The following is a 17,192-nucleotide window of genomic DNA, read 5'->3' on the forward strand; positions in this document are numbered from 1 at the left end:
GACCCTACAGTACCCTGTACACCGGTTTTTTCGTAGGGTGCGCATTTATGCGCACCTGGACAGCATCAATGCTTCGGCGTTTCCATCGCTTCCAGCAGCTCGGGGAAAAAATCTTCCAGCAGATCCGGCGTCATCAGCTCGGGATAATGAATCAAATGCTCGCGAATGCGTTCATTCACGTCTGGCAACAGGCGCTGGGCGGCGTCGCTGGCGCTGATTTTCTTCTGCTTCATCAGGCGCAGCACGTTATCCGGCAGGTTATCCTCATCTTCCTCGCTCTCCACGCCTTCCAGATCGTCCAGCTCATCCAGCAACTCCATCAGCGCTTCAATCTGCGGCGTGCGTGACTGATACTCTGCCGGCTTCTCGTTCTCCAGATAGCGCAGCAGCGCGCGCACCGGCGAGCCGTCTGGCGTGGCGGGCGGCTCACTGGCGAACCAGCTGAGCAGCGCATGCTGGCTTACCTGATGCACGTGATAACCGTTGTCCACCAGCTCATCGGCGAGGATATCGGCGGTGTCGTGCTCAATCAGGCAAATGTGGGTGCGACCCGGCGTGAACTGCTCCAGCCACTGATAAATCTCCTCAATCACGCTGTCGGCGTAATGAAACGTCTGGCTGAGGTAGCTGTCATCCGGCTGGTGAACGCAGATGCGAATCAGGTCGGGATCGAAGTAAATCGCAATGTTGATGCCTTTCATGCGCGGTGTCCTGTGTGGTGCAAAACTTCACTATAGCGTCAGGGCGCGCAGAAAAACATGCTATCGCCAGCAGCCGCAGCCACTGGCGATAAAAATTACCGCAAATCAGCACGATCCAGCCCGTAAGCGCTGTCGAGCGCGCCGGGTGCCATCTGCGACAGGATCATCAGCCGGTTCCAGGTATTGATCACCGCGATCTTAAAGGTCAGCTCGCTGATCTCCACCTCGGAGAAGTGCGCGCGCAGCTCGCCGTACAGCGCCTCGTCAACGCCGTGCTCGCCAATGCGCGTCAGCGCTTCGGTCAGGGCAAAGGCGGTTTTCTCGCGCGCGCTGAACAGCGGCGATTCACGCCAGATCGCCACATGGTGCAGCCGCAGCTCGTGCTCGCCGTCAATCGCCGCCTGCTTGATGTGCATATCGAGGCAGAACGCGCAGTGGTTGAGCTGCGAGGCGCGGATATCCACCAGATGCCTGAGGGACTTCTCCAGTGACGCGCTGGCGACGCTATTCGACAAATCCGACATCGCTTTGGCCAGCGCCGGGGTAGTTTTAAAATGGTTAACGCGTTGAGTCATGATTTTCCTCCGTCAGAACAGACGTTCAATGGTTTCGAGTGCTTCGGGTAACGCGCGGGCACGGCTGAGCGGGTCGTGCGTGCCGTCGACGCGGATAAACTGCACATCGCTGATGCCGATGTACGCCAGCGCCGCACGCACGTACGGCGTGAACTGGTCATCCTGCATAAAGGGCCCGTGGGCAAACACGCTGCCGCTGGCCATCACGCAGTAAACTTTTTTGCCGCTCACCAGCCCGACTTTGGTGCCTTCGGGCGTAAAGGCGAAAGTGCGGCCGGCGCGGGTAATATGATCGAACCAGGCTTTCAGCACCGACGGCAGCCCGAGGTTCCACATCGGCGATGAGATAACCAGGGTGTCGCAGGCAAACAACTGATCCACCCGCTGTTCCGAGGTGCGAATGGCGTCACGCTGCGCTTCATCACGCACCTCCGGTGGGGTAAAAAAAGCCCTGATGGTGAAAGCATCGAGATGCGGCAGCGGCTGTTGCGCCAGATCCAGCACCGTCTCGTGCAGATCGTGATGGCGGCTGCGCAGCTTTTCGATCAGACGCGCCGAGGCGATGCGCGACGCCGATCCCGCCAGATCCGGGCTGACTTTAATGTGCAGCACATTCATGCAGTGGTTCCTCATACGATAGAGCGATAAAAATGCAGGCCGAGCGCCTGATAGCCGCAGCGCTGATAAAACGCCTGCGCCCGGGTATTACTGATTGCGGTATCCAGTACCATACGGTGGCATCCGTACTCCCGCGCCAGCACCGCTAAGCCGTCGAGCAGCGCGGCGCCGAAGCCCTGACCGCGCAGCGCGGGATCGCTCACCAGGTCATCGACGTAGCAGAAGCTGCCGTGGATAAAATTCTCCAGCAGGCGATAACCGGCCAGCACCGCTGGCTGTCCCTGATGTTCGATACCAGCGAGGCGATAACCCTGCGCCTGCTGACGCTGCGCCTGGGCGATAAACTGCGCCTCATCCGCCAGCCGCCCGCGCAGCGCACGCATCAGCGGATAGCAGCGCGCGAGTTGTTCTGCGGTGGCGTAATGCACAATCTTCATGGCTGTCATCCGTATTGCGGGGGGAATGCCTGCATCTTAAACTGCTATGTCTGAGCGAACAGGGCCATTACGCGTGAAAACAGGTAGGACATAGCGCAGTGGCTGAGGAAGGAGTGACGCGTGGGTTACAAAGAGATTTACCAGCGCTTTCGGCAGCAGATTCTTGCCGGACAGCTCCGGCCGGGCGACCGCGTACCGGCGATCCGCGTGCTGGCGGGCGAGCTGCAGGTAGCGCGCAAAACGGTGGAGGCCGCCTATGAGATCCTCATCGGCGAAGGCTATTTTGTCAGCCAGGGCGCGAAGGGCACGCGCGTCAATCCACAGCTGAAGCTGGCGAGCGCAGCCACGCCACCGCGCGCACCGGCGACGACGCCCGCGCTACTGCCAGTGACCGAGGGCAAAGGCGAGCTGCGGCTCGGCATCCCGGCGCTGGACGAGTTTCCGCACAAAAAGTGGCGGCTGATGTCGGCGAAAGCGGCGCGCAGCCTGCGGCCGGACGAGATGATGATACCGCCGGTGATGGGATATGCGCCGTTGCGGGCGGCCATCGCCAGCTACCTGAACATTTCGCGCGGCCTCAACTGCCAGCCGGAGCAGATCTTTATCACCAGCGGCTACCGCGCCAACCTGCGACTGATTCTGGCGGTGCTGGCGCAGCCGGGCGACAAAGTGCTGTTCGAAGATCCCGGCTACTTCTTCGGCCAGCAGCTGCTGAAGCGCATCGCACCCAACCTGCACTATGTGCCGGTGAATGGGCAGGGCGTGGACGTGGATTATCTGCTGCGCTATCACGCCGACGCGCGCTTTGCGGTGGTGACGCCAACGCACCAGAGCCCGCTGGCGGTCAGCCTGTCGCTGCCGCGCAAACATCAGCTGCTGGCGTGGGCGCAGCAGCATGACAGCTGGATCATTGAGGATGATTACGACGGCGAATTTCACTACACGCGTAAGGTGATTCCGGCGCTAAAGAGCCTGGATGTGCACGACCGGGTGATCTACACCGGCACCTTCAGCAAAACCATGATGCCAGCGATGCGCATCGGCTATCTGGTGATGCCGCAGCACACGCTGGCGCAGTTCGGCGAGCTGGGCGAGATTCTGGAAACCGGCCTGCCGCTGCTGCCGCAGAAAATTCTCGCGCAGTTCCTCAGCGAAGGGCATTTTTATCGCCACATCAAAAAGATGCGCATCCTGTATCAGCAGCGGCGCCGCATGATGCTGGAGGCCATCGAAGCCAGCTTTCCGGGGCTGTTTACCTTTGAACTGACCGACGGCGGTATGCACATCGTGGCGTTTCTGCGGCGCGGCACGCAGGACGTGGCGCTGGCTACGCTGTGGGCGCAGCAGGCGCTATACGTGCGGCCGCTGTCGGGCTGGTACGCGCAGACGCAAAAGCGCTATGGCCTGGTGATTGGCTACACCAATATTCAGTCGTTTGAACAGGCGAGGGCGCTGCTGGCGCGCGTGGCGGATGCGACACGGACGTTATTGAGCGCTTAGCGGCTACGTGGCGAGAGAAGAGGGCGCGGGGGACAGCCCGCGCCGGCTGGCATAAGGTGAGCGGCGATTCAGACGGCAGGAAGGCGGCCTCTGAACCCACGCGAAGGAATCACATGCCGATGTATTTTTTGCCCTGCTTCAGCACCACATCGCAGGCTTTGGTTTTCAGCTTCTCACCCATCGGCGAGTTGCTCAGGCTTTGCAGATTCAGCTGCTGACCGTTGCCGGTGTTCAGCAGGCCCTGAATCCCCTGCTGGTAATCGGTTTTCTGCTGCTGCGCGGTGGTGCTGCTCAGGCCCAGCTTGCTCAGCACCTGATCCTTCACCGACTTCACGTTGTTATCCACCACGTTGTGCTGCACGCAATATTCCATCACGCCGGCGGCGTTGGTCATACTGTTGGCGCTCACCGCTTTATCGCCGCCGTTGAGCAGGCCGCTGAGCGAAGAGAGTGACAGGCCGCCGTTCTGCGTGCTGCTGGTGGCAGAGTTGCCGCTGTTCTGCTGCGACAGTTGCGATGCGGCGCTGCTCAGCTGATCCTGCCAGCTCGCCGCCGATGCGCTACCGGCCACCAGTGCCGCCGCGATACCCCATCCCCAAACTAACCGTTGTGTTGCTTTTTTCATCTCAACCTCGTTGTGCTTATACGTCTGACTGCGTCAGTTGTGGTTAAGAGGCATGCAGCGGCAGAAAGTTCCGGAGAAGTGGCCGCCGCGCGCGAGTTTGGGAGTGTTCCGGAGGCGATTGCCGGGGTTTTGCGCAGCGTTTTTGGCAGCGCTGCTTTTTTCGACGCTTAGCGCACATCCCCATCGATTCCGGTTGCGCCGCAAGCGCGTAACGGTATAATCGCCCACGTTTTCCGCATCCTCTTCAGTGCCGAAGTGGCGAAATCGGTAGACGCAGTTGATTCAAAATCAACCGTAGAAATACGTGCCGGTTCGAGTCCGGCCTTCGGCACCATCGGAACATCAATAGACGTCAACGGACGTCTTTTTTTGTGCCTAAAATCCAGTATCCGCAAGGCTTTCCTCGCTTTTCCACTCAACCTAAGTCAACCTGATTCAATCTACATCAACTTACTGATGCGGGTACAACTGCGGGTATATCCCGGTTCGATAATGTTTGTACCCACACAGAACCCTTGAAAGGATACTCATCATGGCTCTGAGTGATGTGAAGGTTCGTTCGGCTAAGCCTGAAGCAAAAGCCTATAAACTCACTGACGGCGACGGTATGGTTTTGCTGGTTCACCCGAATGGCTCAAAATACTGGCGGCTGCGTTATCGTTTTGGCGGTAAAGAAAAGATGCTGGCTTTAGGGAAATACCCCGAGGTTTCGCTGGCGGATGCCAGGGCTCGTCGCGATGAAGCCCGTAAGCTGTTAGCTAACGGCGTCGATCCCAGTGAGAACAAGAAAGCCGTCAAAGTCGAGCAGGAACAAGAGGCGATAACGTTTGAAGTGGTTGCCAGAGACTGGCATGCCAGCAACCAGAAATGGTCGGCATCGCATAGCGCTCGTGTATTGAAAAGCCTGGAAGATAATCTCTTCGCTGCTATCGGTAAGCGGAACATTGCTGAGTTGAAGACACGGGATTTGCTTGTGCCCATCAAAGCGGTGGAGTCATCTGGGCGTCTTGAAGTCGCCGCCCGTTTACAGCAGCGGACTACCGCGATTATGCGCTTTGCAGTGCAGAGCGGCTTAATCGACTATAACCCCGCGCAAGAGATTGCCGGTGCGGTTGCTACGGCAAAAAGACAGCACCGTGCTGCATTAGAACTTAACCGCATTCCTGAATTACTTCATCGCATCGATCACTATTCTGGTAGACCGTTAACTCGACTGGCGGTTGAGCTCACTTTGTTGGTTTTCATCCGTTCAAGCGAGCTGCGATTTGCCCGTTGGTCAGAAGTGGATTTTGAAACAGCTATGTGGACGATTCCGGGCGAGCGTGAGCCACTGGAAGGAGTTAAGCATTCTCAACGCGGTTCGAAGATGAGGACTCCTCATCTTGTTCCCTTGTCGCGTCAGGCCTTAGCTATTTTGGAAAAGATCAAAAGCATGAATGGAAACCGAGAGCTGATTTTCTTTGGCGATCACGATCCAAGTAAGCCGATGAGTGAGAACACGGTGAACAAGGCTTTGCGAGTTATGGGCTATGACACCAAAACGGAAGTATGTGGACATGGTTTCAGGACGATGGCGTGTAGTTCACTTATTGAATCAGGATTGTGGTCGAGGGATGCAGTGGAGCGGCAGATGAGCCATCAGGAACGTAGCTCTGTTCGGGCTGCTTACATCCATAAGGCGGAGCATCTCGGGGAGCGTAGATTAATGTTGCAGTGGTGGGCTGATTTTCTGGATGCGAATCGGGAGAAGCAGACTTCACCATTTGATTATTCTAAGATTTACAAACAGTCTTTTGACGATAGATAAATATGAATTATTAAGAGAACCCAAGTCAAAATTTACAGAGATTAGTATTAATAATCAACTGCTGTTTGTTCAGACTTGGGTTATATAATTAGAAAATAACCCCAGATTGTATTTCTTTAACGAGTTCTCCCACGGAGAATACTTTCCAACCATCGACTTTTACCGGTGTTAAATTTACTGCAATTTTTGAAACCGGCCAGGCAGCTTCTACGGTAGCAATAATTTCATGCTCCGCGTTTTGTAAGTCTAATCCCGGAACTGGTGGCGGGTATCCTTTGTGTTGCATAATGTTTATATCACCATGAATCGATGGATCTGTCAGATCGTAAATATCCTTCCAGGATTCAGCCTTCAAAAGCCCTTGTTGGGAACGTAAGCGTTGAATGATTGCCATGTCAGCCTGAGTGACAAATATTCCTTCGTGCAAAGGTTGCTTTCGATGGCAATCTTTACACAAGACGAGTAGATTTTCAGCTGAGTTATCATATTTAATACCATTTTTGTGGTGAACATCGCATAGACTTTTCATGGACATTAAATTCACACCACAATCATTACATTTGTAGTTAGCTTGTTCTCGAGTAGTTCTGGATATATCCTTCCAATTTTCTACATAGCCGCTATTTGATTTATCATAGATTCCTTTAGGCATATGGCGAAAGCAGGTACTATAATCTGAAAAAAATTCATTCAAAGAAAATGATTTAAATATTACTCTTTTCTGTTGTTTATCTATACTTCCTTTGTAATTAAGGCGTTCTAGGCAGTTCATACAAACTTTAAGAGCGACATCTTGGCTCCGACCGAGCCCATCATCAATTTCAAATAAGCCATCAACACGATTTGTTGCATGATACCGTTCAAATCGATTTTTATGGCGCATGTCATCTAATGTTCTACACCAGGCAATATGAAATCGCTTCCCTTTCTCTCCATCTTCAATAGCCGCATCATAACGTCCGGTATGGTCTCTAATATACAAAAGAACCTGTCTCCCTTGGTAGGAAATAAGACCACTGCCGGGATCAAGATCTTCAATTCTAACTTCTTTACCTGCAGAAAGTTCGATATCAATTGGATCAAAAACTACAGGCGTTTCGTCAAGGAAAAAATCAACGCCTTCCGGCAACATTTTTCTTCCTAACTGAATAAGTTCAGAAATGTCGATAGATAATTTCATCTCTTACTCCTGAATTATTTTTCTAATCTGCAACTCGGCATTTGTTACAACTTTAAATGTTACTCGGCGAGAGCGATTGGGATCTTCTTTACCAGATTTATCAAGAATAGGGTGTGCGGAAGAATATCCAACGGCAGCAAATTTACTTTTTACCCACTTCTGGTGTGCTGCGCTTTCTTTTAAACCATAGACATACTGCAGTACTGCTCGTGTTCGCCCTTGCGAGAGTTCCATGTTATTAAAATAGGCCATGTCAGAATTGGACGCTCCAGTCCAGTCAGTACTTGTATGTCCCTCAATACGTACTTCAGTAATATGTTCCTGGTAGTTATCAAGAACTTTAAGGTAGCGAGGGAAGAAATTATCAAGGATCTGTTTAAATTTTGGCTTAAGCTCTGTGCTACCTAAACCAAATAAGACATCGGGTGATTTAAAACGGACCTCAAGAGTTTGTTTGTCAATTTCAGCATCCCAAGCTGGCAAATCCTTTGTAAACTCAGTTTCTAGTGCATTATAGAGTTGAAGTTGAGCATTTTCATAGGCGACAGCCACTTCTTTAATTTTTTCTTTTTCAATACGCACATAGTGCATGTAGGCGATAGAAATAAACATAAATACCATCATCAGACCTGCCATTAAATCTGACATTGAAACCCAATGTTCATTATCTTGATCTTTTTTAGGGGCCTGCTTGCCAAGGATTTTATCCATTAGCAATTATCCTCGTTTTTGATTAGCAGAAATTAATGTTTGCAGTTGTCCCATGACAGCTTGATACTCTTTGAGTAGTCGCTCGTAGTTACCGACAAAACCTTTGCTGATTGAGAGCAGAGCATTCCCTAGTGATTGCATCTCACGATTCATTTCGCGCTCTGTTGCTTGCTCAAAAGCATGTAACTGCTCGTTAATTGAACTACCAAATTTCTCAATTGACTCTTTCACCTGAGATGTCAGTCCCGCGCTTGCTTTATCAAACGAAGATTGCATTGAACCAAACATGTTATCGGCATTGCTGGATAATTGTTGATTAAATTTCTCACCTGTCTTACTGAACATATCAATAACATTAGTAGTGTTTTGTTCCATATTTCGATGCAATTCTCTTGAGTGTGTTTCCAGAGATTTCAGGAACTCATCACCACTTTGTTTCATCTCCGTAATAGTGTCTCCTAGCGTGCTGGTAAGAGTTTCAGAGGAATTGCTGACATCATGGGCCATTGATGCAAAAGCTTGCTGTGTCTGAGTCACTGACTGTCTGAAACCTTCAGTGCCTTCATCAAGGGCAACTCGCATCGAATCAGCATTGATAAGTATCTGCTGACTGGTTTGTTCAAGAGACGCGCTGACATTCGCGGCACCTAATTTTAAGAGTTCACCCACTTCAGACATTTTTGTTTGAATTTCAGGTAAAACATCAGTTGCCTTATCGCGTATGGCGACAAAGGTTTCCAGATGACGGGAGAGTTCACCAATTTGGTGCTGATTCACTTGCAGCACGTCACGAAGCTCAGCCATCGCAAGAGGAATCTCTTTGCATTCTTCCCAGATCCCTGCGACAGCTTTTCTGGTTTCGACTAAAGATTCAACACTTTGTTGGTATTGCTCACCCATCTGCTCAACTTGGTTTTTATAGTTTTCCTGCCAGTCGACAAGTTTTTTTACAGAAGTATCAAGTGCTTTGAAATTCTCACCGAATTGTTCAGTTAAATTATTGTTGAAATCAATAATAACTTGCCTAAGGGCATCGATAATTTGTTCGGTTGCTCCTTTTGCCATCAGGTCTGCAAATTGCTGTAATTGTTCCCAGAGCTTATTACTGAAATTAGAATGGTTAGATATTTGTGCCCGGGAGGCATCACTGATTTCATTACGCAGTAGTTTTATTTGGGCAACAATGGAACCCTCTTCGCTACCACTCATGCCAGAGATTAACTTCACTAAATGTTTATTTTGTTCTTTTAATTCTTGATGGATATGCTCAGGAGTAACCGACGCTGGAGTATTCGCCTCCAATAGGCGACGTTTATTGGCAAAAAAGAAAGCATCTAATCCATTAAACAAAATTGCGAAAAACATTCCAACAATACTGGTAATGAATGCTGTCTTAAGACCTCCTAATAATACAGGGATGCTGGTATCAATGCTTTCAGTATTAAAATTAAGCAATCCAATAATGATACCGATAAAAGTACCCAGTATGCCTAATGCTCCCATTAATGTTGGAGCGTACTCTCGGAATTTGTTATGAATATTTTTATGATCACACCACCAAGCAGCACAAAATACAAAGATAACAGCCCAAATAAAAATGTTTGTGACGAGTGTGGAATCAATTGATTGAAACAAATGTTCAAAAAGCTGAGCTAACATTGTTATTCCTGTAATAATCACAGTTAGTAATGCTGGTGTAAAATTTGTATGTACACCTTGTAAAATATGTGGCCTTTAAACCAGTGAATCTTCGTTGATTGTATCAACTTTCGCCAAGATATACATGATTTCTATCATATTTTGTTGGTCTCAGGCGTTGAGCTTTCCTGCAATCATAGTAATCTGTTACTAATTGTATCAATCGAAGGCAGGTTGCTTGTGAAAACTCCAGTTAACCCACTTTTGCGATGGCTCAATGCGTTTTTTAGCAGTCGTTCATTACCCGGAGCTGATGGGAGGGCGCTGTATGCTTACCGTTGTCATGATGCAGAGTATGAAAGTTTGGCTGCTCTTCTTCGTGCCCATGTTCCACGTAACTACCCCAAAACCATATTCATTTCTTACAGTGATGTTTTGTTCAGCATATACGCCGCTGAGTTTATCCGCCGTAACCATACTGCAGGACATCCAAGATGGGACGTTATTTTAGAATCGATTGGCTGGAAGGTACCTTACGCACATCGGCAAAAGCTGGTAAATGATGGGATTCGTTACTGGAAAAGAAAGGTGAGAAGTCTGGGTCAAGCATCGGGTTATCTGCATACTCTGGCTTGCGAAGGCGGTTTGCCCATCCGGATGATTGAAAATGAAAGTGGCTATTTAATAACCTATTTCAAACGAGTTTATCAGGCACTACGTGGGCAATCGTCAAGGCGTCCTGCGGAAATAATCGCACAAGAACTGGGCGACACTATTCCTGCGACAATGCAAAATGAACTCGTCTATGAAATAGCTGGTGAATTTTGCGAGACACTTCATACGTTACTCAATGAGCATCCCACTCATGGTCAGGACCCCGTTTCCTCACTACGCAAACAATATCCTGACTGGCATCTTCAACTTCCGTTGGTACTCCCGGAAGAGAATGCCTCAGAGATTGTAAGACGATTACTTTCTCAATCTTCAGAGCCCCGTATATCAAGCAATGTGCTGGTTGAAAGGATATGGGTTGATGTTGATGACAGTTGGTATTGCGATGCCCGGTTTCGATTTCCGGCCACAATGCGTACTGAACAGTTAATATCCCTGTTTGAAAGCAATATTCAGCCGGAACAGACACGACTCATCATTTCTGCAAAATGGAGAAATGGTGGGGCCCGGTTGGCAATGCTAAGCCGTTATGAACAGCAAGATTGGCGAGTAGAGTTATTACCCTTCGCTATGCAAAAACTCTCTGGGGCAGATGCGATGACCGAAATATCGTTGTCGCTCCATGAAGGGCCGATTCTGCTAGGTCACGTAATTCCCAAAGGGGGTTATGAGCTTACCGAAGATTTACCATGGGTTTTTGAAGCGATGAATGAGAGCGAGTCGCAGTTAAAACTTGTCGGCATGGGCTCTGTTAGTTCCAGGCAAAACTCTCTTTTTATTTCGCTACCGACAAATAGTCATTTGGATATTAGTGGAGAAGGTGAGTTTGATATCCCGAGGTTGCTGAAAAATAGTGAACGTAGCTTAACTAAAATAAGCGGAGTATTCAGCGTTGTTTTACATGATGGCGCAGTTTGTACGATTCGCACGCAGCAACTTTATGATTCTGCGATTGAGTATTATATAAAACCGACAGAGATCGATCTGGTAAAATCTGATTATCCTGTCCATCGTGCTTGGCCAAAGATCGGCTGGAAAAAGGATATGCAGCATGGCATTGTCCCAGAGAACGAACTTTTTTGGCGATCCATTCGTTCAGGTAACAACTCCTGGTTTTCTGTCGCATCAGTAATGCCGAAAGGGCAGATAGAAGTCAGGCGAATAGTCAATGGTGAGGTTTTATTTAGCGGTAAAGTTGTGATTCTGCCAGCAGATTTCGATATTCAAATTATTCCCGAGACTGCTCAGCAAGGAGTTATTGTACTCTCTGGTATAACGGATGCAAGGGTTGATAAATATTCAAACAATGAAAAAGTAACACTTAAATCAGATTATTTGCAAAACGAGTGTGTTATTGATTGTAATTCATCACAGATGCTAGAGAGCACCATCAATTTACGAGTATCCTGGAAAGATGGTTCTAATCTTAAATTGTTATTACCTAAGCCCGTTAGCGGTGGACGGTTTGTAAGTAATGATGGTTCTGTTCATTTTGACGGTGTTGCATCTATAGCACATTTGCATGGCGTGGACGCTGAGCTGTTAACAATATCTTGTGCCGGGAAAGGATATCTTAATATCGAGTTGTTGGATGAAAACCCGATGTCTGAAAAATTTCATTATTTACATGCGGATATTCCATTGTTATCTGGCCGTAATGAAAAATTGCAACAGATTTCACTTTATGAGAATTATAATCTGCTGAACGCCATGCTTGTATGTGCATGGAAAAATGATAGTACATTACGTGTTGATTTTTACTCTGACAGATTTGGTAAGGGCAAAACAACACTCAATATTAAACGCTACGATGGCCGTTTTATTGAGGGTGATGAAAGATTGCTGGTTGATATAAAAGATTCTATTGTTTTTCCTTATCATAAAATAGACGACATGGTTGTTGAAGCCATTTCTCTTAATACTCCTGACTTATGCACAGTCCTGCTGAAAAAAGATGAGTCTGGTTATGATTTCTCGACGTTGAATAATCAAGGTGGCCCATGGTTAATTGTGGGTAAAATTGATGGTGCAATTCGTATTGCACCAGTGATTAAATGGATGCTACCTACATTACAGACAGATGATTTATTTCTAAATGCTATATGCAACGCATCGCCAGAACAACGCAAGGAATATTGTAATGCGCTGTTTTTGGAAATGAAAAATAATCCTTTGCAAAACACTTGTTATTTGTTGGTTGAGTACATTAAAAAATATAAGTTGAATAATAGCTTGCCTTTGCTGGAACTGGATTTATTTAGAGAAATTTCGAGTAATTATTACGTGGTTGTTCAGTTGTTAATATCATCATGTCTTTCTGGGGATAGTGATGCTATTTATGATATACAGGAGGAATTACCCTTCTCATGGGGATGGATTCCTGTTTCAATATGGAAAGATGTCTTTGAACAGTGTTGGTATTCTCTGGAAAAACAGATTAATGATAAGGCATTTGCATTAAATATACTACAGCCATTTATTGCATTTATAAATCATCAAGCGCATATCGATCGTCGATTAGTTCCCATCGCTAATATGTTGCTTACACATAGTGAGATATTACCTGCAGGTTGCACTGTATTGCCATCTGTAAGCCGCGAGCAGTTTAATGATGCCAAACAGATGTTATTAAGAAACCCAGATAGTTTTGGACGTGTCAGCATTTTTTCTAAAGAGCTTTGGGATAGTGCTATTACTCCAGACCTTAAATCTGTTTTTAATAAATTTTGGATCGAAAACACATATCACACTCGTTTTGAAAAACGTTTTAATTTGATGTTAGTCGCGGCGCTGCTTTCCCAAAGAAACAATAAACTTATGCATCAGCTAACTGCACTTTTTGAATTTCACTATCAGCAAGCCCCGCAGCAATTGGGGGTTATCTATCAGTATTATTTTGAACAAGCAGGAGTATGTCATTGATGAACGTTCAGCAACTGCATTATGCGCCACTTCTAAATCAGCTTCATCAGCGTGCGGTGAGGTCGGTGGTAAGTCAGCTGGCATTGCGGAGCAAGTCGTTGAGTCAATATCTGGAATCTCAATATTTCCAGCCTCCAGGTCTGGGGGGGTCACTGCTTGCAGATCCGGTATTCGAAAGTACGTTTGGCTGGATGCCCGCGGATGAAACAATGGAGGATTTGCGTGACAAACTGATCTCCAGCCCGCTGGTTGATGCTTTGAGCAATGCGCCAGTGCCGTTTCGTCATCAGCTAACTGCGTGGCGAACGATTCTTGAAGACAAGCAGTCCCTATTAGTGAGCAGTGGTACAGGGTCAGGAAAAACAGAATGTTTTATGGTGCCGGTGCTGGAAGATCTTATTCGTCAGCAAAATTTGACCCGGCAGTCACTAACAGGGACGCAGGCTATTTTCTTGTATCCGTTGAATGCGCTAATAAATAGTCAGCAAGAGCGGCTTCGCGAGTGGACTCGCGGGTTTAAAGGGAAGATACGCTTTGCGCTATATAATGGCGAAACCCGGCATACCAAATATGAAGTTCAGGAAGACCAGCTCAAAGTACCTGAACAGGCATTGAGTCGGGAAGCCATTTATGAAGCCCCACCGTCCATCATGGTGACGAATACCACGATGCTGGAATATATGCTGATTCGTCGCAAAGATGCCCCTGTCATTGAAAAGTCCCAGGGAATGCTGAAGTATATCGTCCTTGATGAGGCTCACAGTTATATTGGCTCTCAGGCAGCTGAATTAGCGCTGCTTTTACGTCGCGTCATGCAGGCCTTCAATGTTGGACCTGGTACAGATAAACCTGTGCAAATCATTGCTACCTCGGCCACTATTGGTGAAGATTCTCCTGAAGGTAATAAAGAACTTGCTAAATTTGTTGCCGATCTCGCGGGGGTCACAGAACGTGATGTAAAAGTAGTTCGCGGCTATCGACAAATACCGCCGATATCGGAGTCTCTTATTCGTCATGAATATCCCACATCTTTAGCATCTCTTAACTCACTAAGTTCTCAGGAACTTTACCAACAGCTGTGCCATTACCGTGTGGCCCAGCAATTGCGTCAGGCGTTAACTCGCCCCGGACGCCTGGCGGTACGTTTGAGTGAATTGCTCAATGTTGCCAGAAGAACCTGGCCAGACATTAATCACCGTGAGCTGCTGCAGCTTCTCGATCTGATGGCGAAATCGCGAGAGGGTGAATCTAAATTTTCACTAGCTTTTACGCCATTACGTATGCATGGGTTTATCCGAACACTCGCGGGCCTATGGGCATGTTCAAATAAACAATGCGCACATAAAGCGAGTGAATTAGGTGTGAGTGACTGGCCATTTGGTCAGGTATGGTTTGAACAACGCCAATATTGTGACTGTGGTGCGCCTGTATTTGAAATCTTACGTTGCTCCGGGTGTGGTTCAGCTTATTTGTCTGCCAAGGAGGAAGTGCGCGGTGATGGAACGAGCTGGTTGGTGGCGCAACCTGCTGCTGCCGAAGAGGATGAGTTTGCTCTTGATCTCGATGTTTATTCTGAAGATGAAGATAACAACGAATTAGAAAATAACTCCCAATTTGATCGTCTTATAGCGAGCGATGGTGAAAAATATATCATTTCACTGGAGGAAGCGACGGCGGGTAAAATCGACCGCGAGGCGCAAAAGCACTATGAGATAAATCTGCTAAGACCTGAATCTCGAGGTGAGGGACGCAATAATTCCTTTGCTTGTGTTTGTTGTGGTGACACCCAACGGAAAAATAATCCTTTGTTCCTTCCGCTTCGACTCGGTGCACCCTTTTTTTTAAATGAAATTATTCCTACTCTGCTTGAATTTTCGCCTTTACCGCAAACAAGAGAAGAGCAGTTAGGACCGTTTAATGGTCGACGTTTGCTCACCTTTACGGATTCACGTCAGGGAACCGCCCGTATCTCTGCCCGATTACAGCAGGACGCAGATAAAGCTACGTTACGAACCCTTTGTTATCAGGAACTGGCAAATATTAATGAGCCATCAGTAAAGCTCAGTCTGGCACATTGTGCATTGTTAGAGAGTTTTATTACCCAGTTTTCTATCCCTCCGTTAAAAAATTCCATCGACGCACTGAGAAAAGCGATGGTTTCGAATGAGAAGCTTAGCCCAGCAGACGTTCAGGCGCTTAGAATTATCGAGCCGATGGTTAGTTCCTTAAGTCAGGAACATGCTGAAGCAATGCAAATACTCCTCGTCAATTCAGGCAATCAGCAGAAGAAAACCATGTCGTGGCAAACTCTGTCTGAACAACTTGTTGGCAGTGTGGATCTTGCGGACAGAATGAGAGGCAGTTTTAAAGACTTGTCTGGACTTGAGCTTACTAAACAACAGTTTGCTGATTTTTGTTTATACAGTGAGTTTGGTCGCCGCCCTAAAAATGCCTGGACCCTCGAAAGTCTGGGGCTGGTGGCCATTCACTATCCATTTATTGATAAAGTCACAACCTGCCCGCAGGACTGGAAGACATTATTACCCGACCCCGATAAGCAATTACCGGAATGGCGTAATTTATTGAAGATTACCCTTGATTTCTTTATACGTGAAAACAGTGCCGTTTTTTACGAAAACGAGGAGTACCCTCGCTGGATGGGAGCACGTTTCCCGGTAAAAATGCTGCAGGGGCCAGATAAAAAATACAAAGGGCAGAAACGTGATCAACTTTGGCCACAAATACGCGATCGTCATTATAACCGGGTCATTAAGCTATTAATTGCTGTCTTTCCGGCAATACAGCCTGAGCAGGCTCACTGGAAAGCGCTGGTTAATTACTTAATGAATGAGGTCTGGGAAGCTATTCGACCATGCCTGCGTCAGTTTGAATCGGGTTATCAATTGGACATTAAACAACAAGCTGAATTTTACAGTCCAAAGCAAGTCTGGCGTTGCCCCTATACTCGCCGTGCGTTAGATGTCACTTTATTGGGTTATTCTCCGTATTTACCAGGTAGCAAAGAGATAGCACCTGAAAAAGCTGTATTGATTGAAATGCCTGAGCTTCCTGCGCGTCACTGGCGTTTATCTGGTGGTGGAGAAATGGCGCGAGAAGAGCGCCTGCACTGGCTGGAATGTAATGAACGCATTCAACATGCTCGGGAGGAGGGGGTATGGTCTACTCGCAGTGATCGATTGGCCCTGAAAGATAGCTGGTATCGTCTGGAGGAACACTCAGCGCAGCGAACACCAGAGAAGAACCAGTTTAATGAAAAACAATTTAAAGCAGGGAAAGTCAATGTGTTGAACTGTTCCACGACCATGGAAATGGGCGTGGATATTGGTGGTATGAGTTTGGTCGCGATGAATAACGTTCCTCCGGCTCCGGCGAATTATTTGCAGCGTGCTGGCCGTGCTGGCCGTCGCGGTGAAAGCGCATCTGCCGCCATTACGTTATGTAAAAACACCGCGCATGGAATGGAGGTATTCAAAGACCCTCTCTGGGCGTTCAACACCGTTGCGAGTGCCCCACGGGTTCGTTTTGGTAGCAGTAGTATTGTTCAGCGGCATGTTAACGCATTGGTTTTAGGTGCGTTTTTACGGGCTGAAGTTCCTGATGCGACAAAACTGAGTTGTAAATGGTTCTTTGAAGGTGATGAGAGCCAGTGTCTTCGTTTTCTCCATTGGTTAAATCATCAGGCCGATCAGCTGGCGGATAAACTTAAACGCCTTACCCAGGGAACTGTACTGATGTCATTGACGCCGCCACAGCTCTTGACTCGTACGCAAACGATGATGCAGCTG

Annotated in this window: 12 protein-coding genes and 1 tRNA gene; 5 read left to right on the top strand and 8 right to left on the bottom strand. The window is 47.9% G+C overall.

Annotated features, from left to right (window positions below):
• Window positions 1-65: 65 nt before the first annotated feature.
• The 4 genes from ERD80_RS13000 to ERD80_RS13015 form a co-directional block, all read right to left on the bottom strand.
• A complete protein-coding gene (locus ERD80_RS13000; RefSeq protein WP_021506729.1) occupies window positions 66-701 on the bottom strand; it encodes a hypothetical protein in 636 nt (211 codons plus the stop codon).
• A gap of 95 nt (window positions 702-796) precedes the next feature.
• Complete coding sequence (locus tag ERD80_RS13005; protein WP_021506730.1) at window positions 797-1,276, bottom strand: carboxymuconolactone decarboxylase family protein; 480 nt, start codon at window positions 1,274-1,276, stop codon at window positions 797-799.
• A 12-nt stretch (window positions 1,277-1,288) separates the two neighbouring features.
• Complete coding sequence (locus ERD80_RS13010; protein WP_136547163.1) at window positions 1,289-1,894, bottom strand: NAD(P)H-dependent oxidoreductase; 606 nt, start codon at window positions 1,892-1,894, stop codon at window positions 1,289-1,291.
• Between the two features lie 11 nt (window positions 1,895-1,905).
• Window positions 1,906-2,331, bottom strand: coding sequence for a GNAT family N-acetyltransferase (locus ERD80_RS13015; RefSeq protein ID WP_059011143.1), 426 nt, complete (start codon window positions 2,329-2,331; stop codon window positions 1,906-1,908).
• Window positions 2,332-2,451: 120 nt separating this feature from the next.
• Between ERD80_RS13015 and ERD80_RS13020 the strand changes: the two genes are divergently transcribed.
• Window positions 2,452-3,831 (top strand): PLP-dependent aminotransferase family protein, encoded by a 1,380-nt coding sequence (locus ERD80_RS13020; protein WP_136547165.1) that lies wholly within the window; start codon window positions 2,452-2,454, stop codon window positions 3,829-3,831.
• Window positions 3,832-3,940: 109 nt separating this feature from the next.
• On the opposite strand, the gene ERD80_RS13025 is transcribed toward ERD80_RS13020, so the two are convergent.
• Window positions 3,941-4,456 (bottom strand): DUF2501 domain-containing protein, encoded by a 516-nt coding sequence (locus ERD80_RS13025; RefSeq protein ID WP_136547167.1) that lies wholly within the window; start codon window positions 4,454-4,456, stop codon window positions 3,941-3,943.
• A gap of 249 nt (window positions 4,457-4,705) precedes the next feature.
• Between ERD80_RS13025 and ERD80_RS13030 the strand changes: the two genes are divergently transcribed.
• Together ERD80_RS13030 and ERD80_RS13035 are read left to right on the top strand one after the other, a co-directional pair.
• Window positions 4,706-4,790 (top strand) — tRNA-Leu (locus tag ERD80_RS13030).
• Between the two features lie 198 nt (window positions 4,791-4,988).
• Entirely contained in the window at window positions 4,989-6,263 is a 1,275-nt protein-coding gene (locus tag ERD80_RS13035) for an integrase arm-type DNA-binding domain-containing protein (protein WP_087652725.1), read from the top strand.
• A gap of 88 nt (window positions 6,264-6,351) precedes the next feature.
• On the opposite strand, the gene zorE is transcribed toward ERD80_RS13035, so the two are convergent.
• From zorE to zorA2, 3 genes are read right to left on the bottom strand one after another with little or no spacing between them, the layout of a single operon-like run.
• Window positions 6,352-7,443, bottom strand: coding sequence for a type II Zorya anti-phage system protein ZorE (gene zorE / locus ERD80_RS13040; RefSeq protein WP_023343021.1), 1,092 nt, complete (start codon window positions 7,441-7,443; stop codon window positions 6,352-6,354).
• Between the two features lie 3 nt (window positions 7,444-7,446).
• Entirely contained in the window at window positions 7,447-8,154 is a 708-nt protein-coding gene (gene zorB2, locus ERD80_RS13045) for a type II Zorya anti-phage system protein ZorB2 (protein ID WP_023343022.1), read from the bottom strand.
• Between the two features lie 6 nt (window positions 8,155-8,160).
• The gene (gene zorA2, locus ERD80_RS13050) at window positions 8,161-9,813 is read right to left on the bottom strand and encodes a type II Zorya anti-phage system protein ZorA2 (RefSeq protein ID WP_017694609.1); all 1,653 of its coding nucleotides are present in this window, start codon (window positions 9,811-9,813) and stop codon (window positions 8,161-8,163) included.
• Window positions 9,814-10,026: 213 nt separating this feature from the next.
• Here zorA2 and ERD80_RS13055 point away from each other — a divergent pair, with 213 nt between their 5' ends.
• Both ERD80_RS13055 and ERD80_RS13060 read left to right on the top strand, forming a co-directional pair.
• Window positions 10,027-13,386: an STY4851/ECs_5259 family protein gene (locus tag ERD80_RS13055; protein ID WP_136547169.1), complete on the top strand. Its 3,360-nt coding sequence runs from the start codon at window positions 10,027-10,029 to the stop codon at window positions 13,384-13,386.
• A partial coding sequence (locus ERD80_RS13060; RefSeq protein ID WP_136547171.1) for a DEAD/DEAH box helicase occupies window positions 13,386-17,192 on the top strand: 3,807 nt, incomplete at its 3' end. The genes ERD80_RS13055 and ERD80_RS13060, both read left to right, overlap by 1 nt.

The sequence above is a fragment of the Pantoea sp. R102 genome (assembly GCF_004916815.1).
Classification (GTDB): Bacteria; Pseudomonadota; Gammaproteobacteria; order Enterobacterales; family Enterobacteriaceae; genus Pantoea; species Pantoea dispersa.